The sequence below is a fragment of the Flavobacterium sp. WC2416 genome (genome assembly GCF_041200095.1).
Taxonomy (GTDB): domain Bacteria; phylum Bacteroidota; class Bacteroidia; order Flavobacteriales; family Flavobacteriaceae; genus Flavobacterium.
In genome coordinates, this window is record NZ_CP165626.1 from 472,537 (window position 1) to 492,288 (window position 19,752).

At 34.2% G+C, this 19,752-nt stretch carries 21 protein-coding genes; 7 read left to right on the plus strand and 14 right to left on the minus strand.

The window, feature by feature from the left end; genetic code table 11:
• Positions 1–4: 4 nt before the first annotated feature.
• Both AB3G39_RS02040 and AB3G39_RS02045 read right to left on the minus strand, forming a co-directional pair.
• Positions 5–1,492, minus strand: coding sequence for a GH3 auxin-responsive promoter family protein (locus AB3G39_RS02040; RefSeq protein WP_367772846.1), 1,488 nt, complete (start codon positions 1,490–1,492; stop codon positions 5–7).
• Positions 1,493–1,533: 41 nt separating this feature from the next.
• Positions 1,534–2,025: a peptidase gene (locus AB3G39_RS02045; protein WP_367756306.1), complete on the minus strand. Its 492-nt coding sequence runs from the start codon at positions 2,023–2,025 to the stop codon at positions 1,534–1,536.
• 212 nt (positions 2,026–2,237) lie between these two features.
• On the opposite strand from AB3G39_RS02045, the gene tatA reads away from it, so the two are divergent.
• Complete coding sequence (gene tatA, locus AB3G39_RS02050) at positions 2,238–2,420, plus strand: twin-arginine translocase TatA/TatE family subunit (RefSeq protein WP_367756304.1); 183 nt, start codon at positions 2,238–2,240, stop codon at positions 2,418–2,420.
• A gap of 351 nt (positions 2,421–2,771) precedes the next feature.
• Here the strand turns inward: tatA and AB3G39_RS02055 are convergent, their stop codons facing one another.
• The 12 genes from AB3G39_RS02055 to hemA all read right to left on the minus strand — a co-directional run bounded on the left by AB3G39_RS02055 (position 2,772) and on the right by hemA (position 13,238).
• Positions 2,772–4,211 (minus strand): nucleoside recognition domain-containing protein, encoded by a 1,440-nt coding sequence (locus AB3G39_RS02055; RefSeq protein WP_367772844.1) that lies wholly within the window; start codon positions 4,209–4,211, stop codon positions 2,772–2,774.
• Positions 4,212–4,396: 185 nt separating this feature from the next.
• Entirely contained in the window at positions 4,397–5,110 is a 714-nt protein-coding gene (locus tag AB3G39_RS02060) for a 3'-5' exonuclease (RefSeq protein WP_367772842.1), read from the minus strand.
• A gap of 73 nt (positions 5,111–5,183) precedes the next feature.
• Positions 5,184–5,654, minus strand: coding sequence for a methylated-DNA--[protein]-cysteine S-methyltransferase (locus AB3G39_RS02065; RefSeq protein WP_369765890.1), 471 nt, complete (start codon positions 5,652–5,654; stop codon positions 5,184–5,186).
• A gap of 168 nt (positions 5,655–5,822) precedes the next feature.
• Positions 5,823–6,230, minus strand: coding sequence for a c-type cytochrome (locus AB3G39_RS02070; protein ID WP_367756296.1), 408 nt, complete (start codon positions 6,228–6,230; stop codon positions 5,823–5,825).
• Positions 6,231–6,328: 98 nt separating this feature from the next.
• Positions 6,329–7,324 (minus strand): porphobilinogen synthase, encoded by a 996-nt coding sequence (hemB, locus tag AB3G39_RS02075; RefSeq protein ID WP_367772834.1) that lies wholly within the window; start codon positions 7,322–7,324, stop codon positions 6,329–6,331.
• A gap of 80 nt (positions 7,325–7,404) precedes the next feature.
• Positions 7,405–8,307 carry an oxygen-dependent coproporphyrinogen oxidase gene (hemF, locus tag AB3G39_RS02080; protein ID WP_369765891.1) on the minus strand — a complete coding sequence of 301 codons (903 nt, stop codon included), beginning with the start codon at positions 8,305–8,307 and terminating at the stop codon, positions 7,405–7,407.
• Entirely contained in the window at positions 8,307–8,687 is a 381-nt protein-coding gene (locus AB3G39_RS02085) for a hypothetical protein (protein ID WP_369765892.1), read from the minus strand. The genes hemF and AB3G39_RS02085 overlap by 1 nt, the downstream gene beginning before the upstream one ends.
• Positions 8,688–8,693: 6 nt before the next feature.
• Complete coding sequence (hemE, locus tag AB3G39_RS02090; RefSeq protein WP_187018022.1) at positions 8,694–9,719, minus strand: uroporphyrinogen decarboxylase; 1,026 nt, start codon at positions 9,717–9,719, stop codon at positions 8,694–8,696.
• A gap of 62 nt (positions 9,720–9,781) precedes the next feature.
• A complete protein-coding gene (locus AB3G39_RS02095) occupies positions 9,782–10,474 on the minus strand; it encodes a uroporphyrinogen-III synthase (protein ID WP_369765893.1) in 693 nt (230 codons plus the stop codon).
• Positions 10,474–11,400, minus strand: coding sequence for a hydroxymethylbilane synthase (gene hemC / locus AB3G39_RS02100; RefSeq protein ID WP_369752883.1), 927 nt, complete (start codon positions 11,398–11,400; stop codon positions 10,474–10,476). The genes AB3G39_RS02095 and hemC overlap by 1 nt, the downstream gene beginning before the upstream one ends.
• Positions 11,401–11,499: 99 nt before the next feature.
• On the minus strand, positions 11,500–11,907 hold the full coding sequence (locus AB3G39_RS02105) for a GxxExxY protein (RefSeq protein ID WP_369752882.1): 408 nt from the start codon (positions 11,905–11,907) through the stop codon (positions 11,500–11,502).
• Positions 11,908–11,981: 74 nt separating this feature from the next.
• The gene (gene hemA / locus AB3G39_RS02110; RefSeq protein ID WP_369765894.1) at positions 11,982–13,238 is read right to left on the minus strand and encodes a glutamyl-tRNA reductase; all 1,257 of its coding nucleotides are present in this window, start codon (positions 13,236–13,238) and stop codon (positions 11,982–11,984) included.
• A 228-nt stretch (positions 13,239–13,466) separates the two neighbouring features.
• On the opposite strand from hemA, the gene AB3G39_RS02115 reads away from it, so the two are divergent.
• The 6 genes from AB3G39_RS02115 (at position 13,467) to AB3G39_RS02140 (ending at position 19,698) form a co-directional block, all read left to right on the plus strand.
• Positions 13,467–14,339, plus strand: a complete 873-nt coding sequence (locus tag AB3G39_RS02115; protein ID WP_369752880.1) for a helix-turn-helix domain-containing protein — start codon at positions 13,467–13,469, stop codon at positions 14,337–14,339.
• Between the two features lie 163 nt (positions 14,340–14,502).
• On the plus strand, positions 14,503–15,534 hold the full coding sequence (gene hemH, locus AB3G39_RS02120; RefSeq protein ID WP_367772819.1) for a ferrochelatase: 1,032 nt from the start codon (positions 14,503–14,505) through the stop codon (positions 15,532–15,534).
• Positions 15,535–16,890: an MATE family efflux transporter gene (locus AB3G39_RS02125; protein WP_369765895.1), complete on the plus strand. Its 1,356-nt coding sequence runs from the start codon at positions 15,535–15,537 to the stop codon at positions 16,888–16,890.
• On the plus strand, positions 16,877–17,431 hold the full coding sequence (locus AB3G39_RS02130) for a CopD family protein (RefSeq protein WP_367772815.1): 555 nt from the start codon (positions 16,877–16,879) through the stop codon (positions 17,429–17,431). Before AB3G39_RS02125 ends, AB3G39_RS02130 begins: the two co-directional genes overlap by 14 nt.
• A gap of 59 nt (positions 17,432–17,490) precedes the next feature.
• A complete protein-coding gene (locus AB3G39_RS02135; RefSeq protein ID WP_367774083.1) occupies positions 17,491–18,906 on the plus strand; it encodes a PAS domain-containing sensor histidine kinase in 1,416 nt (471 codons plus the stop codon).
• A 9-nt stretch (positions 18,907–18,915) separates the two neighbouring features.
• Positions 18,916–19,698: an enoyl-CoA hydratase/isomerase family protein gene (locus tag AB3G39_RS02140; RefSeq protein WP_367772813.1), complete on the plus strand. Its 783-nt coding sequence runs from the start codon at positions 18,916–18,918 to the stop codon at positions 19,696–19,698.
• The last annotated feature ends 54 nt before the right edge of the window (positions 19,699–19,752 follow it).

Genomic DNA, 19,752 nt, shown 5'->3' on the forward strand with positions numbered 1-19,752 from the left:
ATTTTTATTTTTTATCCAAAAGCGCTACGATATCTCGATTATCAGAAAGTCTTGGTATTTTATTTTGACCTCCTAGTTTCCCAATCGATTTCATATATTCTTGAAAACCGTTTTTAGCAACTCTTGTTATTACCACTTTTTGTAAAATGTTTCCTCTTATTAAATCGTCGTAGTAAATGTTTTGTTTTCGCATAGCGTCATCAATCGCTTCCGCAAAAGTGATCAAGTTTACTGGTTCATTTTCAAATTCAATGAACCATTCATGATAGGGTAATCCGCTAGCAGGATTGATTTGTGGCGCTACAGTAAACTCATTGACACGAACATTTGTTCCTTCCATCGCTTCTTGTAAGGCATTTTCGACTTCTTTACCAATGACATGTTCTCCAAAAGCCGAAATGTAATGCTTGATTCTCCCAGAAACAATAATTCTAAACGGTTTTAATGAAGTAAATTGAACCGTGTCTCCTATATTATATCCCCAAAGACCCGCATTAGTAGAAATAATTAGAACATAATTCACCCCAAGCTCGACTTCACCAATCGTATATCGTCTAGGTTTCTCCGTATAAAATTCATCGCTTTTTACAAATTCGTAAAAAATACCCGCTTTTAAAAGCAGTAGCATTCCTTTTTCTTTTTGGGAATCTTGGTAGGCAAAAAACCCTTCCGATGCAGGGAATAATTCAATACTGTCTACTTTTCTACCTATTAAGTTTTCAAACTTTGCTCTATAGGGTTCATAATTCACCCCACCGTAAATAAACAAATTAAAATTCTTAAAAATATCTCCTACTTTCTTTCCTCCTTTTTGTTCTAATCGCTCAAAATACATTTGAACCCAAGAAGGAATTCCTGAAATTACGGTCATATTTTCATTAAACGTTTCCCCAACAATGGCATCAATTTTGGTTTCCCAATCTTCAATACAATTGGTTTCTAATGAAGGCATGCGGTTTTTTTGCAAATATTTCGGGACAAAATGCGCTACAATCCCTGATAACCTTCCAAATTGTATTCCGTTTTTTTCTTCCAAAATTGGGCTTCCCTGTAGGAAAATCATCTTTCCATCAACAAAGTCAGCTTTACCTGTTTCGTGAATGTAATGCAAAATAGCATTTCGAGCCGCTTGAATATGAAAAGGCATCGATTCCTTAGTCAATGGAATATATTTAGCTCCTGAAGTCGTTCCTGAAGTTTTAGCGAAATAAAGCGGTTTCCCTTTCCAGAGAATGTTTTCTTCTCCTTTTACTACTTTTTCAATGTAGGGTTTTAAGTCCTCATAATCCCTAATGGGAACTTGGTTTGCAAAATCTTCAACCGTTTTTATTGTATCAAAATGATGGTCAATTCCAAACGCTGTTTGCTTGGCTTCTTTTATTAAATCCATAAATACAGTCTTTTGACTCGCAACAGGATTTGAAACCCAGGTTTGTGTTTCTTTATATATTTTTTTAGCAAATAACTTTGCAGCAGCTGATTTTATCGACATTTTTAATTTGGGTTCTTTATAATATAAACGTATTGTCTATTTTATTTCGATTTTTTTGAAGTCTGTTTTTTTTCCTCTTTTGCCACTTGTTCTCTCAGTTCTAATTCTTCTTTTGAAGCAGATAACTTCCCTTTCGGGATTGTATCTTCACTATATACAAGAATGGAATCTTTGTTGAATTTCGCATATTCTAATTGACCATTAAGCACTTTTTGAATGGAGAGAATATAGGCCTCATTTTTCTTTAAGGCTAAAGTTAATGAATCTGATTTTAAAGATAATTCAGTCGCGTCTTTTTTTAGTTTTGAGGAAGAATAGCCAGGGATAAATTCTCTTAGCGGAGTAAAAGCAATAATAAACGTAGTAATTCCTATCAATAAAATAGCGCCAACCGAAGCAACAACGAAGACATTCATCAGATTTAGTTTCATTGAAAAAATCTCTTCAAAAGTATCTTCATTCAAAATAACCAATCGGTTTTTTATGAATAATTTATTATGGAGTTTTTTTCTTTTTAATCTTTTTCTTGACATATTTATGCTTTATCATACAAATATAATAATTAAAGTCATTGAAAGCACTTTGGCCGGTTACTAACGCCTAAATCCTTATTCTGATTTATTTTAATAAATTTTTAACTTTATCATAATTAAATAATTGAAATAAAATCAATTCATATTAACTTATTCTAATTACCTTTGCTCTTAGATTTATTACAAATTGCTTCGGCATAAATTATTCAATCATGGGAAGATTTGGTGTTACAGAAATCCTAGTTATATTAGCAGTGGTTTTATTACTTTTTGGAGGTAAAAAAATTCCTGAACTAATGAAAGGTTTAGGAAGCGGAATTAAAGAATTTAAAAATGCCGCAAAAGAAGATCAGCCATCTGATAAAAAAGAAGATACTGAAAACGAAAAAAAATAAAAAAAGTCCCGATAGTATCGGGACTTTTTTTATTTAAAACAGATAATTTTTTTAACTTATCAAACTGGTAAGTAAAAAAAGAATTACCAAAGCTATTGCTATGTATTTAGTGTATTTTGACATTTTTTAAGTTTTTAATAGTTTATAAAACAGTCTCAATTGTATATTTCAAAAGAAAGAAAAATAAATTAACAATCCTATAGTCATTGTTACAATTAGTCCTAAAGTTTCATTATCCTCCTTAGCGACGTTTTCCATTGATTTTTTTCCACTATAGTAAAACCACATACACAGGTTCCCAACCCACAAAAAAAGCAGTTTCCTTACTAACCGATTCATTTTTATTTAGTTCTAAAAAAACCAAGTTGCCACAAAAATAGCTGTAATTACACATATAAAATCAACTAGCAACATGGTTTGCAAGGCATAACGGGTGTTCTTTATATTTACAGATCCAAAGTAAACAGCAATCACGTAGAAAGTACTCTCGGCACTACACTGAAAAATACTACTCAATCTTCCAGTCAAAGAATCGGCACCAAAAGTATTCATAGAATCAATTAAAAACCCTCTTGACCCTGCAGAACTAAAGGGTCTTAACATCGCCACTGGCAACGCATCCGTAATTTGCTTATTAACACCCATATTAGAGAAAATAAAAGCAATCCAATTACTTATTATTTCAAATAAACCACTGTTTCTAAATAGTGAAATAGCAACTAACATTCCTAAAACATAAGGAAAAATAATTACTCCTGTTTTGACTCCATTATTGGCTCCTACTACAAATGCATCAAAAACAGTAGTATTGGCATCAGAAAATTTCTTCTCCTTGATAAACGAAAAAATCAGAGTAAACGCAATAATAGCAATCAAAATCATACTTGAAAGATTAGCCGTAAAATAATTTTTACCTATTAAATCTAAGTGGTTGATGTACATCAATAAACCAATAATAGCAGCAATCAAGGTAATCAAAGCCACAACTAAAGAAGCGCTTTTGAAATTGATTTTTTGTTTGATTCCCACAATTAAAAAAGCGGCAATTGTACCAATAAAAGAAGTGATAATACAAGGCAACATCACATCGGCAGGATTGCTTGCATTAGCAGCTGCTCTATACCCTATAATTGAAGTCGCAATTAAGGTTAATCCCGAAGCGTGTAAACACATAAACATAATTTGGGCATCACTGGCATTGTCTTTTTCAGGGTTGAGTTCCTGTAAACTTTCCATCGCCTTCAAACCAAATGGAGTAGCCGCCGAATCCAATCCTAAGAAATTTGCGGCAAAATTTAAAGTCATATAGGAAATCGAAGGGTGATTCTTTGGGATACTTGGAAACACTTTTACAAAAACAGGACTCAAAACAATGGCTAGTTTTCCCGAAGCTCCAGAAATAATAAGAAGCTCCATCAAGCCACAGAAAAAGGCCAAATAAGCCATCAATGGAAGAACCAAATCGATTAATGTGCTTTTACAAGTGGGTAATAAACCATCTGATTTTTGAACGCCACTATAAATTTTTACGGTTTTAGCCGAATAAACGTATGTAGTATCAGGGTTAGAAGCAATATTGTTAATCACCATCGTTTTATTAGGAGCGCTGGCGATACTGTCTTTTATAAAAGCCGGCAATTGATCAATGTATTTTTCAGATATTAAAATAGGATCGTCTTTCTTACCGTTTAGCACAAAATCAATAGTGTAACTGTTCCCAGAAAATAAACTCACCACAATAAAAACAATCGATGAAATAAAGATCACCAACCAAAATCTACTCAATACCATAATCTATAATTTTTGTAAATGTAAATATTTAACCGCAAAGTACACAAAGGGTTTTCGCGAAGAGCACTAAGAACTAAAATTCTAATAAATAATTTAAACATTAAGATATTTAGAAAATTAAGCTTAAAAACTAAATGATTCTTAAATTCTAAATGGTTTAAATGACTCTGGATTGTTGTGCTATTTTAAACATGTATAATTTCCTCTTCAATCAATAAATCTTCTCGGCGTAAGCGCAAGAAAATTTGAGCAACGGCAATGGTGTCTTTTTCACAATAGGTCACAATGCGATCAATATCTTTATCAACATAAAAAACATGTCCCACTTGACTACCGTCAATATCGCCTTTGGGCGAAGGAATCCCCAGCACTTTACACAATAATTTTAAAGAAGTAAAATGCTTATAATCGCCAAATTTCCATAATTCTAAGGTATCTAAATGCGGGATTTCCCATGGCTTTTTTCCAAAAAGATTTAGCTTATTAGGAATGGCAATTTGATTAATAATCATGCGACGGGCTAGAAACGGAATGTCAAACTCCTTGGCATTATGACCACATAAAACATGCTGTGCTTGATTGAAATGATTGTTTAATAAATTATTGAAATCGTTTAGAATTTTCTTTTCTTCTCCAAAAAAAGAAGTCACTCTAAAGTTTCGAATATCTCCTTTATTCGCAAAAAACCCAACTGAAATACAAACAATTTTACCAAACTCGGCCCAAATACCTGCTCGATCGTAAAATTCCTCAGGAGTATATTCCTCTTTGCGTTGGTATTGGGTTTTATGCTCCCAAAGGTCTTTCAACTCGGTATCTAAGGCGTTATAATCTTCGGCTTCTGGGACTGTTTCAATATCCAGAAACAAAATGTTATTGAGGTTGATTTTTTCTATCATTTATCTTAAGTTTAGCCGCGAATTCACGAATTTAATTAAATAAAATACAACTTGTGTTTATTGACTCAAATTATCAAAACAAACTTTGCTGAGCAGAAGGGTTTTCGTGTTCCAATAACCATTTTTTACGCCACAAACCACCAGCATAACCAGTTAGAGAACCATCAGAACCGATGACTCTATGACAGGGAACAACAACCCAAAGCGGATTTTTTCCATTGGCGGAGGCTACTGCGCGAATGGCTTTGACATCACCCAAAAGCTTGGACTGTTCCAGATAGGTTCTGGTTTTCCCATAAGGTATTTCTAATAATGCGTTCCATACTTTCTTTTGGAAATCAGTTCCTTTTGGGTTGAGTTTAAAATCAAAACTGGTTCTTTCTCCGTCAAAATAGGCATTGAGTTGCGAGACAGCTTCTTGTAAAATTGCTGGAATCTCTTTTAAAACCTCCGCTTCGTCAGCAACTGAAATTACTGAAACTCCGTTTTCATCTCCAATAATTGTTGCGATACCCAGTGGTGTTTTGATACAGGCTGTTTCCATAGTTACTAATTATGAGATGCAAAATACATACTATTTTTGCATTCTAGTTTTAAATAAAAAAACCACTCGCTTTAACGAATGGTTCTTGCTTTTTAGCCCCGATAGTAGCGGCATCCTCATGTGGCGGTGTTCGCCACTTGAGATATAGCGTATAGCGGGATTAGCTTCTTATTTTAAAGTAGAATAGATATATGCTTCTAGTCCTTTTAATTCATCATCTGTCATTGTTTTGGTTAGAACTAGATTAGGTTGCATTACTGCAAATTGAGCAGGATCGACGATTGCTTCACTTTTTCCTTTAAGAAAATCAACGATATTACCATTTTTCTCTTTGTACATTTTGGCAATTTCTTGAAAACTTGGTCCAATTAATTTCGTATCCAGTTTATGACATGAGGCACAAGTTCCTCTGCCTTTAAATAATACTTCACCTAATTCTTCTGGTGTTTGATCTTGAGCTGGCATTCCTTCAGATACAGCTTCTTTTGATTCAACCTTTTTCTCAGTTGGTTCTGCTTCTTGCTTTTTACAAGCAAATGCTAAAAATGCGATTGCAATTATTGCTACTTTTTTCATTTTAGTTTTTTTTAGTTTTCTCAAAAATAATTTATTTTTTTAAAATAGAAACAAAAAATCAGGATTAAAAAATAAGTGAAATCAATAAAAGTGTTATTTTACTTGTTTAAAAGTATCGCAGCTTCTTTGGCAAAATAGGTTGATATTAAGCTTGCTCCTGCTCTTTTGATGCACATTAATTGCTCCATCATGATTTGGTCATGATCCAACCAACCTCTTTCGGAAGCGGCTTTAATCATGGCATATTCACCAGAAACATGGTACACTGTTACGGGAACATTTACTGCATTTTTTACTTCACGAACAATATCTAAATAAGCAATTCCTGGCTTTACCATAACCATATCAGCCCCTTCTTCGACATCCCAAAGCGCTTCTTTGATTGCTTCGATGCGATTAGCATAATCCATTTGGTACGTTTTCTTATCTTTTGGAACTACCACATCAGACTCGCGTGGTGCGCTGTCTAAAGCATCACGAAACGGTCCGTAAAACGCCGAAGCATACTTAGCCGAATAGCTCATGATTCCCACATTATGAAAACCAGCTGCATCTAGACCTTGACGCAAACGCAAAACGCGTCCATCCATCATGTCTGATGGCGCCACAAAATCGGCTCCAGCCTCAGCATGAGAAACGGCCATTTTTACCAAGGCTTCATTGGTTGAGTCGTTTTCTACATCGCCGTTTGTAATAATTCCGTCGTGTCCATAAATAGAATAAGGATCTAAGGCTACATCAGGCATTACAATCATCTCTGGACAAGCCATTTTGATAGCACGAATGGCTTCTTGCATCAATCCGTTCGGGTTCCAAGCTTCTTTTCCTGTATTGTCTTTTAAGTTCTCGCTTACCTTAACATAAATGTTAACCGCGCGAATTCCTAAAGCATATATTTCTTGTACTTCTTTTACCGTTAAATCGATCGATCGACGAAAGATTCCTGGCATGGAAGATATTTCAACTTCATAGTTATCTCCCTCAGCTATAAACATGGGAAACATAAAATCGGACGGACTTAATGTTGTCTCGCGAACCAAACTTCTAATAGATTCATTGGTTCTTAATCTTCGGCCTCTTTGTAATGGGAACATATATTTTTAGTTTAAAGTTTCAGGTTTAAAAGTTTAAAGTTAAACCCATTTAAAATTTAAAATTCAGAATTTAAAATAAATTAAAGCCAATCTACTGGATTTTCTAATACGTTTACTAATTTCTCTTCTTCACTTCCCGCTTCCGCATGATGATCATACACCCATTGCACATGCGGTGGTAAACTCATCAAGATACTTTCTATTCTACCGTTGGTTTTTAAGCCAAATAGTGTGCCTTTGTCGTGCACTAAATTGAACTCGACATAACGACCACGACGAATTTCTTGCCACGTTTTTTGTGCTGGAGTATAGGGTAATTCTTTTCTTTTTTCTACAATTGGAACATATGCTTGCAAGAAACTATTCCCTACTTCACTAACAAAATCGAACCAGTTTTCCATTGACATTTCGTCTGTAGCTTTGCAATAATCGAAAAATAATCCGCCTATTCCTCTCGCTTCATTGCGATGTGCATTCCAGAAATACGTGTCGCATTGTTTTTTATATTTTGGGTAGAACTCCGGATTGTGTTTGTCACAAGCGGTTTTACAGGTTTGGTGAAAATGAATTGCATCTTCTTCAAACAAATAATAAGGTGTCAAATCTTGTCCGCCACCAAACCATTGCTGAATCACGTTTCCGTTCTCATCATACATTTCAAAATAACGCCAATTGGCATGAACCGTTGGCACCATTGGACTTTTGGGATGTAGAACCAAACTCAATCCACAGGCAAAAAAATCAGCTTCACCAACGTTGAACATTTTTTGCATGGCTTCAGGCAATTTCCCGTGAACAGCTGAGATATTGACACCTCCTTTTTCAAAAACTTTACCGTTTTCAATTACTCGAGTTCTTCCTCCTCCGCCTTCTGGGCGTTCCCATAAGTCTTCTTTGAATTTGGCTTGACCATCAACCGCTTCTAGTCCAGAAACGATAGTGTCTTGTAAGTTTTGTATGTATGTGAAGAATTTATTTTTCATTATAAATTTGCTTTTGCAGTAGCTATTTTACTATTGATTCCAAACGAAAAAACCTTGCTTTCTGCTTGAATATAACTGTAAATAGCAATGGCATTTGGTAATAAATCAAATGTATTTTCTTTTGAAAAAGAAACCAAAAAGTCAGCAAATTGTTCCAACTGATTCCAATCTAAATGGCAACGTATCAATAACGTAATTAAATCATTTTTATCAAAATCAATTAGACTTTGGATGTTTAACCCAAAGTCTTTCAATTGCTCTTCTATGTTTGTTTTATCTTCTAAATCCCAAAATTTAGGCACAAAAACTATAGAAAGCAGCGTTTTTAATACATTGTCTATTCGGATGCTTTCTTGGTCTCTTGTTCCTTTATTTAGCATTTACTATTATTGATTGTATTCTTTCACCGCATCAATAAATGCCTTAGCGTGATCAACAGGAATATTTGGTAAAATACCGTGACCTAAATTCACGATGTATTTGTCTTTTCCGAATTCGTCAATCATTTCGTGTACCATTTTCTTGATCACCGGAATTGGAGACAATAATCTTGACGGATCAAAATTTCCTTGCAAAGTGATGTTTCCACCTGATAGGTATCTTGCATTTCTTGGAGAACAAGTCCAATCCACTCCTAATGCAGAAGCACGGCTTTTTCCCATTTCGCCAAGAGCGAACCAACATCCTTTTCCGAAAACAATAACCGGAGCATCATCAGCCAATGCCTCAACGATTTGGTTGATATATTTCCAAGAAAATTCTTGATAGTCAACAGGAGATAACATTCCGCCCCAAGAGTCAAAAATTTGAACGGCATTTACGCCCGCTTTTACTTTCTCTTTTAGGTATAAAATAGTGGTGTCTGTGATTTTTTGTAATAAAACATGTGCTGCTTCTGGGTATTGAAAACAGAATCCTTTCGCTTTATCAAAGCTTTTAGACCCTTGCCCTTCTACAGCATAGCACATAATTGTCCAAGGCGAACCTGCGAAACCAATCAAAGGCACCTCATCATTCAACATTTCCTTAGTCAATTTGATCGCATCAAAAACGTACCCTAAAGTTTCGTGAACATCAGGGACAATTACGTTCTCAACATCTTGAATCGTACGAATAGGATTTGGTAAATACGGACCAAAATTAGGTTTCATCTCTACATCAATTCCCATTGCTTGTGGAATCACTAAGATATCCGAGAACAGAATCGCAGCATCTGGAGCGATTCTACGAATAGGTTGCACGGTAATTTCGGCAGCCAATTCAGGTGTTTGACAACGAGTAAAGAAATCATATTTATCACGCAAAGCAATAAATTCAGGTAAATATCTACCCGCTTGACGCATCATCCATACTGGCGGACGCTGAACTGTTTCTCCCTTTAATGCTCTTAAAAATAAGTCGTTTTTTATCATTTTATTGCTATTGGCTAGTAGCTTGTGGCTTTTAGCGGATGGTTTATCTTGTTTTGTTTATTCTAATTACCTTCTTCAGGCATTGGTCCGTAATGCTGAATTACTTCGAAAATTACCTCTTCGATAGTAGGTACTTCAGGAATTACTATGTTTTCGATTTTCTTCTCTTCTAATGCAGCAGCTGTTGTACTGCCTATGCAAAAGCAGAATTCTTTTTTGATTTTATTATTCGATAAATAACTTTCAACCGCAGATGGGCTGAAGAACATAATCGCATCAAAATTCTCTTGCTCTGAAATCTTAAAAGGAGCCAATGTAGTTTGGTACACTTCGATTTCGTTGAAAGTAATTCCAGCGTTTTTTAAAGCTTCAGGTAAAGTCTCTTTACGCAAGTTTCCGCTGAAAAAAGTATAGCTTTCTTGGTTGTAAATTAAAGTGATGATTTCAGCTAATTCAGATGCGTAGTCCAAATAGACATCCACAGTAAAACCATTTGCTTCTAGTAATTCTTTGGTTTTAATCCCTACACAAAAAACAGGTTTAGACTTTAGCGCTTCCCAACCGTTTTGCTCCATCAAACTTAACACCGCATTTTGACTGCTAAAAATCAAGTTGTTGTTAATAGTATTCAGTTCAAAAAGGTTGTTTTTAATTTCGATAAAATCTTGTTCCAATAGATCAAAATTAGCATCAATAAATACTTGTCTTTGTTCTGCCGACAATGTTTTGGTGGATAAAATGCTTGTTTGGCTCATTATTTCTTCAAATTATTTTTTATTTCTGTCATCAATTTTGTTCCGCCAGTAGTAAGAATTTCTTGAGCCGAATAAAACCCTAATTTTTTCCATTCTTCAATAGGAACAATTTTGTCGATTTCAATCTTTTCTTTTCCGTCAAGCGAAAATAAAACGCCTTGAAAATGAATGGTATCTTCCTCTTCATTATACCTAGCTAAAGCTCCAATTGGTGCTGTACAGCCTCCTTCTAAAGTTTTAAGAAACTGGCGTTCTATATAGGTTACAATTTCGGTTTCAATATCATTTAAATGTGATAAAGCATCGAGTGTAAAAGCATCTTCTTGCATAGCAACTACTAACATCGCGCCTTGTGCAGGAGCAGGAATCATCCAATCTAAATTTATGAAATTCTCTGGTTTCAAGTTGATTCGCTCTAGACCCGCAGCTGCAAAAACAGCTCCGTTCCAGTCGCTTTCATTGAGTTTCTTCATGCGTGAATTTACATTTCCACGTAAGTCAACTACTTTATGTGTGGGGTATTTATTCAACCATTGTGCTTGACGACGCAAACTACCTGTAGCGATAGTTCCTGATTCATTAAGAAAATCAAGATTACCTTTATGAACTAAAATATCTAAAGTGCTTGCTCTTTCTAGAACTGCTGCTTGTACAATCCCTTTAGGTAGTGCTGTAGGAACATCTTTCATGGAATGCACTGCAATATCAACATCTCCATTTATCATGGCAACATCTAGAGTTTTTGTGAAAATTCCGGTGATTCCTAGTTCGTAAAGTGGTTTATCAAGAATGATATCACCTGTAGATTTTACAGCAACAATTTTAGTTTTATAGCCTAAATCCTTTAACTTTTTCTCTACAGTGTGTGCTTGCCAAAGTGCTAATTCGCTATCGCGAGTTCCTATTCGTATTGTCTTTTCTGCCATTATTATTTTTCGCAAATGATTTGAACCATTTAATTTTTTAACAATTTATTGTTTCTTTTTTTTAACCATTAAGAAATTAAGACTCATTAAGTATTATAATTATCCTTCCGATAACATTGAAAAATACTCATTTACAAAAGGTTTTAACGATTTAGTAATATTTGTTGTGTTGAAATTTATTAGCAAACCCTGAGGTCTTTCTAATATTTTCATATATGTTAACAACTGTGCTTCATGTATTGGTAATATTGTTTCTACTGATTTTAATTCAACTACAACTATATCATTTACTAACAAATCAATTCTTAAATTAGATTCTAACTCTAAATCATCATACACGATTTTAACACTCAATTGTTGTTTGACACCATAACCGTTCTTCTCTAATTCATATTTCAAACATTGTTCATACACACTTTCTAAAAGACCTGGCCCTAATTTCTTATGAACTTTTATAGCAAAACCAGTAATTTCAAAAGATAACTGCGTAACCTCCTTTTTAGTCATCGTACATAAAGTAATATTGATTTAAAACTAAATGAAACTTAATTTCTTAATAGTAAACAAAAGAAATGTTCCTGTTATTTTGCCGCTAACCCAATTTTAAAAACTTTCTCAATCCATTCAATACTTTCATCCACCATGGTGTCATCATCTTTTAAATGATTGGCAAAGTGAGTCGTTATTTTTTGGATGATTCTGGCGCTTATAATTTCGGCCTGTTCCTCGTTGAAATCGGCTATTTTTTTACTTTGAAAATTCAGTTCTGAGTTCTTGATTGCATTCAGTTTTTCTTTCAATGCGTGAATCGTAGGTGCAAATTTTCGCCCTTTTGTCCAAACATTAAATTCTTCTTTGATTTCCTCAATGATTGCTTCGGCTGCAGGAATATGATTCTTTCTGTTTTCCAAGGTTTCATCTGTCAATTGCGACAAATAATCCATGTGAATTAGTGTAACTCCTTCTAACTCCTCTACATCAGCATTTACATTTTTAGGAATGGATAAATCTAAAATCAATAGCGGCTTTTTTAAGTTCAAAATTGCCTTATCTACAGTTGGGTTTTGAGCACCCGTAGCAACTACAACAACATCCGCTTTTTGTAATTCTAAGTGTAGTTCCGAATAATCTTTAACAATCAAATTTAGCTTTCCTGCTAGTTTTTCTGCTTTGTCTTTGGTCCTATTGATAAGTGTGATGTGCTCGTTCTTAGTGTGTTTAACCAAGTTTTCACATGTATTTCTACCTATTTTTCCTGTACCAAATAATAAAATGTTCTTGTTACCAATATCTTCAACATTCTTGATGATATATTGAACCGCCGCAAAAGAAACCGAAGTTGCTCCGGAGCTAATTTCGGTATCGTTTTTTATTTTTTTGCTCGCTTGAATCACTGCATTTACTAATCGTTCCATGAAATTATTAGCTAATCCCATCGATTTTGATTGCGTAAAACTGGATCGTATTTGAGATATAATTTCAAAATCACCTAGAATCTGACTGTCTAATCCAGTTCCTACTCTAAAAATGTGACCTATTGCTTCTTGGTTTTTATAGACAAAACCTACTTTTTGAAACTCTTCAACACTTCCATTACTGTTTTCACAAATCAATTTTATCAATTGAAAAGGGTGTTCTGCAAATCCGTAAATCTCGGTTCGGTTACAAGTCGAAGTAACAATTAAACTCTCGATTCCTTCGGTTTTTGCTTGTTCTAGCAAACGTGTTTTTGCTAAAGTATCTAAGCTGAATTTACCCCTCATCTCGGCATCCGCTTTTTTATAGCTTAGACCAACAGAATAAAAATAGTGATGCTTTGAAAGGTTATTATTTTTCATATTAATACTTTTCCAGAAAGTCGAACAAAATTATCACTATAGTCTTTATAAAAGTAACGCTGTAAGTACTATTTGTGTCGCTCTGTGTTTTTTTATTTCTAAAGTGCTAAAAATGGACAAAAAACGCTATTTTTGTACTGAAATCAAGTTGTCTGGCTCAATCTATTTAGAGTCGTTCTAAATAAATAACACTGATAATTATCATTTTACCTCAAAAAAAATGTCGCTATGGGTTCACAAGAAATTATAAAAATAGAGGATGATTTTACATTAATTCGCTTTCAAAATGACGGTGTTGAAACTTTTAATGCACAACGCGAAGTGAGTAGTGGGCTGATTCAGTTTCACTTTGGTCTAAAAGGAAGTGCTAAATTTATTTTCAACCAAGGAAATTATGCATTGGATTTAAAAGAAGAAAAATCGTTACTTTTATATAATCCACAAAAAGAATTGCCCTTAAATTTAGAATTGGCACCAAATTCATGGGTAATATCAGTAATTATCTCCATCAAAAAATTTCATGCGTTGTTTTCTGCAGAAGCGGATTATATTACTTTTTTAAGTGCAGACAATAAAGACAAAAAATACTATAACGAAGGAAACATTAGCCCGTCTATGGCAATTGTTTTGAGTCAGTTGTTTCATTATAATTTACATCCTTCTATAAAAAACCTATATTACAAAGGAAAAGGATATGAACTTCTAAGTTTGTATTTCAATAGAACTGAAGATCCTAATGCAGAACAATGTCCGTTTTTAATCGACGAAGACAATGTTATGAAAATTAGAAAAGCCAAAGAAATCATTATTGCCAATATGGCTGAACCACCTGGTTTACAAGAATTAGCCGATGAAATAGGTTTGAATTTGAAGAAATTAAAAATGGGTTTCAAACAAATTTATGGCGATACTGTTTATGGGTTTCTATTTGATTATAAAATGGATTTTGCTCGAAAACTTCTTGACAGCGGTTCCTATAATGTAAATGAAGTAGGGTTGAAAATAGGCTATAGTACTGGAAGCCACTTTATAGCAGCTTTCAAGAAAAAATTTGCAACAACTCCCAAAAAATATTTGATGTCAATCAATCCAAACACCTAGTTAAGATTGATTTTCTATATTAAACAATAAATAAAAAATAGTTAATCCTAATTTATAAAAAAGTAAGTTTAGTTACTTTTACGAAACAAATTCCTCATTCTTCGAACACGAGGTTTTACCCGAACTGGCGAAGCAATGACAACAATGAAAAATTATATAATTTATGAAAGGTGTATTATTAGTAAATTTAGGTTCTCCCGAAAGTCCCACTCCCAAAGACGTTAAACCCTATTTAGATGAATTTTTAATGGATAAATACGTAATTGACGTTCCGTTTTTATTGAGAGCATTATTAGTTCGCGGAATTATTTTACAAACAAGACCTAAAAAATCGGCTGCTGCTTACGCAAAAATATGGTGGGACGAAGGTTCTCCATTAGTTGTCATTTCTAAAAGAATGTTTGCAAAAGTAAAACAACAAGTCGAAATACCCGTTTCTTTAGCGATGCGTTATGGAAACCCATCCATCTTATCTGGACTTCAAGAATTACGTGATAAAGGCGTGACTGAAGTGTTGCTTTTCCCTTTGTACCCACAACATGCAATGGCATCAACTACAACAATACTAGTACTTGCTGAGGAATTACGTAAAAAACATTTCCCAGAAATGAAATTTACATCGGTACCTGCGTTTTACAATAAACCTGATTACATCCAAAACCTAGCGGATTCTATAAAAGGACATTTGGCTAATTTTGAATACGATCATTTATTGTTCTCTTATCATGGAATTCCAGAGCGTCACATTCGTAAAACAGATGTTACCAAATCCCATTGTACAATTGACGGTTCTTGCTGTAATACTCCTTCTCCAGCTCATGAATTTTGTTACCGTCACCAATGTTATGAAACGACAAAGCAAGTTGTAAAATTATTGGGTATTCCAGAAGGAAAATACAGCCAAACTTTTCAATCGCGATTAGCAGGAGACAAATGGCTTACTCCATACACTGATGTTGAAGTAAACAAAATGCCCGAGAAAGGAATCAAAAAACTAGCAGTTGTAACACCCGCTTTTGTATCCGATTGTTTAGAAACACTGGAAGAAATTGCCATGGAAGCCAACCACCAGTTCAAAGAACATGGAGGAGAAGAGTTCCTTGCAATCCCTTGTTTAAATGATGGAGATGAATGGTGCGGTACGGTAAGTAAATGGATTAACAATTGGGCAATATCAAAAAATTTAAACTATTAAATGGCTGTAACTGCCGATGAATTAGGAACACAAGACATAAAGAAACTCTTGATTAAGCAAGCAGTTCCTGCATCAATAGGTATTCTCTTTATGTCAGTTAATATATTAATTGACACCATATTTGTAGGCCAATGGATCGGTTCATTAGCTATTGCGGCTGTAACCGTCGTCTTACCCATTACTTTCTTAATTTCCTCTTTAGGAATGGCTATTGGCGTAGGTGGCGGTTCCGTACTTTCCAGAGCTTTGGGTGCCAATAATAAAGAAAAAGCATTACTTACTTTTGCGAATCAAATCTTGATGACTTTTCTATTGTCCTCACTTTTTGTAGTAATTGGTATTTTTTTTAGCAGTGAGATGTTATTGTTATTTGGAGCAAAGGGCGCCATTGTAGCACCTGCAACAGCATTTTTCTTCCCCATTATATTTTCTGTGCCTTTTTTAGCACTTTGTATGATGGGAAATAATATTATAAGAGCCGAAGGAAAAGCAAAATTTGCGATGTTTGCTATGATAATTCCCGCATTTGTAAACATTGGTTTGGACATTCTTTTTATAAAAATTATGAATTTAGGAATGCATGGTGCAGCTTTGGCTACAGCCATATCCTACTTTATGTGTTTCTTGTTTGTACTTTGGTTTTTTGTATTTAAAAGTGAATTAAAACTTAAAAAGAAGCATTTTAAATTCAACTTTCCCATTATAAAAGAAATTACAGAACTTAGTTTTGTCACTTTTTCAAGACAAGGCGTAGTCAGTATTTTATCTATTATACTCAACCATACTTTATACACCTATGGTGGTGAACACGCCATTGCTATTTATGGAATAATCAGTAGAATGCTCATGTTTTGTTTATTCCCTATTTTAGGAATTACCCAAGGTTTCCTTCCCATTGCTGGGTATAACTATGGTGCCGGCAATTATAGCAGAGTAGAAGAAAGCATAAAAATTTCCATTAAATACGCCGCACTTTTGGCAGCTATTATTTTTGTTTTCATCTTGTTTTATGCAACACCAATTGTCGCAGTTTTCACTACAGATCCAAAAGTAATTGCAGAAACTCCCAATGCTTTACGATGGGTTTTTGCCGCTTCACCCATTATTGCGATACAGTTAATTGGCGCAGCCTATTTTCAAGCTGTAGGAAAAGCAAAAAAAGCTTTATTGTTGACATTAAGCAAACAAGGATTTTTCTTAATTCCATTAGTACTCATACTACCAAATTTTTTCGGTATTTTTGGAGTATGGGTTGCCTTTCCAATTGCAGACGTATTGTCAACACTACTTACAGGCTATTTTTTAAAAAAAGAAATCAATCTTAAATCGATTAAAAATCAAGATGGAATATTATAATTATCTAAAATCCTTACACCTCATCTTTGTAATCACTTGGTTTGCAGGTTTATTTTACATTGTTCGGTTATTTGTATACCAAATTGAAGCCGCTCAGAAACCTTCTCCAGAAAAAGAAATATTACAAAAACAGTATAAAATAATGACGTATCGTCTGTGGTATATCATCACTTGGCCGTCAGCAATTTTAGCGAGTATATTTGCATTTTGGATGTTGCTTTTTACAGACTTAGGAAAATCATGGTTGCAAATGCCTTGGATGCATGTAAAACTTGGCTTTGTATTTGTATTGTATTTATATCATGGAAAATGCCATCAAATATTCAAGCAATTGCAAAACGACGAAGTAAAATATACAACAAATTTTATGCGCCTTTGGAATGAAGGAGCTACAATCATCCTTTTTGCAGTAGTCTTTTTAGTTGTTCTAAAAAATGCGGTCAATTGGATTTATGGTGTTGTTGGAATTTTTTTATTTTCAATTTTAATCATGTTAGGATTTAAATTTTATAAAAAAATTCGAGAAAAAAATCAATCATAATTATGCTAAAGGGGTTCAAATTATCTATGCTTTCACTGCGAATTCGAATTTTTCTTTCGATGATCGTATTGATAATTGTAGCCTCTGTTTTACTTGCTTCTATTTCAATAATCCAATTTAAAAACGAAGCCAAAGAATACCATCAAGAGCGATTAGAACGCAAAGAAAATGCAGTACGTGAGCATATTAATTATGTCCTTTCCACTACTACATATCCTTTGACTACAGAGAATTTAGATTTAATATTCAAAGATAAAATCCATGAACTGGCCCACATTCATAATATTGAAATAAACATCTACAGTTTAGACGGAAAGCTATTAAAATCATCCAAAGAATCCTTTTCGGTGGATAGCGTTTCTCCTCCTATTCCTAAATACATTCTAAAACTAGTTCGGTCTTCAATTGAAAAGCGATATGTAGACATAAAGACCGTAAATGGAGTTAAAAACCGGTCTTCTTTTACACAAATTAAGGACGATAAATTCAAGCCGTTAGGGATTTTAAACCTCCCTTATCTGGAAGATGACGGATTTTATGACAAGGAATTAAATAGTTTCCTCATTCGTTTAGGCCAAGTATATTCCTTCATGTTAATTGTTGCCTTTGCATTAGCTTACTTTCTTTCCTCTTACATTACAAAATCGTTAAAGACTATTTCTGACCGATTATACGAAACGAGTTTGAATCAAAAAAACAAGAAAATTGTATTAGAAGCTAGCAGCAAAGAAATAAATTTATTGATTACGGCTTACAATCGAATGGTGGACGAACTAGAAATTAGTGCTGTAAAACTGGCACAAAGTGAAAGAGAGGAAGCTTGGCGCGAAATGGCCAAACAAGTGGCTCATGAAATCAAAAATCCGTTGACTCCTATGAGATTAACGGTACAAAGTTTTCAACGAAAATTTGACCCAACCGCTGCCGATGTTAAACAAAAAATGAATGATTATTCAGAAACATTAATCCAGCAAATTGATACTATGAACGCTGTTGCTTCTGCTTTTTCTAATTTTGCCTCTATGCCTGCGCAGCAAAACGAGACGTTGAATGTTGTTGAAGTTGTCGAATTGACCTTAGATATTTTCAATGAAGAGGAGATTGTTTTTAAAAGTGAATCTCCAGAGATCATATCTAAAATTGACCGAACACAACTCATCCGCATTATAACCAACTTGGTTAAAAATGCCATTCAGTCTATTCCAGAACAACAAGATGACAAAACAGTGCATGTAACGGTTAAAAGAGATAATGATAAAGTATTAATTATGGTTAAGGATAATGGAATAGGAATTAAACCTGAGGATATTAGCCGTATATTTGAACCTAAGTTTACTACTAAAAATAGTGGAATGGGATTAGGTCTTGGTATTATCAAAAATATTATTGAAAATTATAAAGGAACAATTACCTTTGAAACAGAATATGGACAAGGAACTACTTTTACGGTTTCTTTACCAATAATTAACTCTTAATGTACTACAATGAGCTACGAAAACCTACTTATTACTTCCGAAAATAATATTGCTACCATAACGATTAACCGCCCTACAAAGTTGAATGCGCTGAACAGATTGACTATTCAAGAATTGCATCAAGCATTTCAAGAATTTGAAAAAAGTCACGATATAAGAGTAATTATCTTGACTGGTAGCGGAGAAAAAGCGTTTGTCGCTGGAGCAGATATTGCTGAATTTGCTGATTTTTCTGTGGAAGAGGGAGTTCAGTTAGCAGCTCAAGGACAAGACACTTTATTTAATTTTGTTGAAAACCTTAAAATCCCAGTAATAGCAGCCATTAACGGCTTTGCTTTAGGTGGCGGTTTAGAACTCGCTATGGCTTGTCATATTAGAGTAGCATCAGAAAATGCAAAAATGGGCTTGCCAGAAGTATCTCTAGGAGTTATCCCAGGTTATGGAGGTACACAACGTTTGCCACAATTGATTGGTAAAGGACGTGCCATGGAAATGATTATGACGGCAGGAATGGTTAACGCTGATGAAGCATACAGAACAGGCTTAGTGAATCACATCGTTTCTCAAGCGGACCTTTTGGATTTCTGTAATGGAATAGCTCAAAAAATCATGAAAAATTCTCCGGTAGCAATTAGCATGGCAATCAATGCAATCAATGCAAATTATAAAGAAGGAGAAAATGGTTTTCAAACAGAAATAAAATCCTTTGGAAAATGTTTTGGAACCGAAGACTTTAAAGAAGGGACTACTGCTTTTTTAGAAAAAAGAAAAGCCGTTTTTACTGGAGAGTAAATCTTTACATTTGAAAATAAACCGCAGATTCACAGAATATAAAGCTATGAATCT

Coding starts and splice junctions, on each gene's coding strand:
- hemB (WP_367772834.1), bottom strand. CDS start 7,324: ATGTTCCCATTACAAAGAGGCCGAAGATTAAGAACCAATGAATCTATT.
- hemA (WP_369765894.1), bottom strand. CDS start 13,238: ATGAAAAATAATAACCTTTCAAAGCATCACTATTTTTATTCTGTTGGT.
- tatA (WP_367756304.1), top strand. CDS start 2,238: ATGGGAAGATTTGGTGTTACAGAAATCCTAGTTATATTAGCAGTGGTT.
- AB3G39_RS02060 (WP_367772842.1), bottom strand. CDS start 5,110: ATGATAGAAAAAATCAACCTCAATAACATTTTGTTTCTGGATATTGAA.
- AB3G39_RS02070 (WP_367756296.1), bottom strand. CDS start 6,230: ATGAAAAAAGTAGCAATAATTGCAATCGCATTTTTAGCATTTGCTTGT.
- AB3G39_RS02095 (WP_369765893.1), bottom strand. CDS start 10,474: ATGAGCCAAACAAGCATTTTATCCACCAAAACATTGTCGGCAGAACAA.
- AB3G39_RS02040 (WP_367772846.1), bottom strand. CDS start 1,492: ATGTCGATAAAATCAGCTGCTGCAAAGTTATTTGCTAAAAAAATATAT.
- AB3G39_RS02115 (WP_369752880.1), top strand. CDS start 13,467: ATGGGTTCACAAGAAATTATAAAAATAGAGGATGATTTTACATTAATT.
- hemH (WP_367772819.1), top strand. CDS start 14,503: ATGAAAGGTGTATTATTAGTAAATTTAGGTTCTCCCGAAAGTCCCACT.
- hemE (WP_187018022.1), bottom strand. CDS start 9,719: ATGATAAAAAACGACTTATTTTTAAGAGCATTAAAGGGAGAAACAGTT.
- AB3G39_RS02140 (WP_367772813.1), top strand. CDS start 18,916: ATGAGCTACGAAAACCTACTTATTACTTCCGAAAATAATATTGCTACC.
- AB3G39_RS02055 (WP_367772844.1), bottom strand. CDS start 4,211: ATGGTATTGAGTAGATTTTGGTTGGTGATCTTTATTTCATCGATTGTT.
- AB3G39_RS02045 (WP_367756306.1), bottom strand. CDS start 2,025: ATGTCAAGAAAAAGATTAAAAAGAAAAAAACTCCATAATAAATTATTC.
- hemF (WP_369765891.1), bottom strand. CDS start 8,307: ATGAAAAATAAATTCTTCACATACATACAAAACTTACAAGACACTATC.
- AB3G39_RS02105 (WP_369752882.1), bottom strand. CDS start 11,907: ATGACTAAAAAGGAGGTTACGCAGTTATCTTTTGAAATTACTGGTTTT.
- hemC (WP_369752883.1), bottom strand. CDS start 11,400: ATGGCAGAAAAGACAATACGAATAGGAACTCGCGATAGCGAATTAGCA.
- AB3G39_RS02125 (WP_369765895.1), top strand. CDS start 15,535: ATGGCTGTAACTGCCGATGAATTAGGAACACAAGACATAAAGAAACTC.
- AB3G39_RS02085 (WP_369765892.1), bottom strand. CDS start 8,687: ATGCTAAATAAAGGAACAAGAGACCAAGAAAGCATCCGAATAGACAAT.
- AB3G39_RS02135 (WP_367774083.1), top strand. CDS start 17,491: ATGATCGTATTGATAATTGTAGCCTCTGTTTTACTTGCTTCTATTTCA.
- AB3G39_RS02065 (WP_369765890.1), bottom strand. CDS start 5,654: ATGGAAACAGCCTGTATCAAAACACCACTGGGTATCGCAACAATTATT.
- AB3G39_RS02130 (WP_367772815.1), top strand. CDS start 16,877: ATGGAATATTATAATTATCTAAAATCCTTACACCTCATCTTTGTAATC.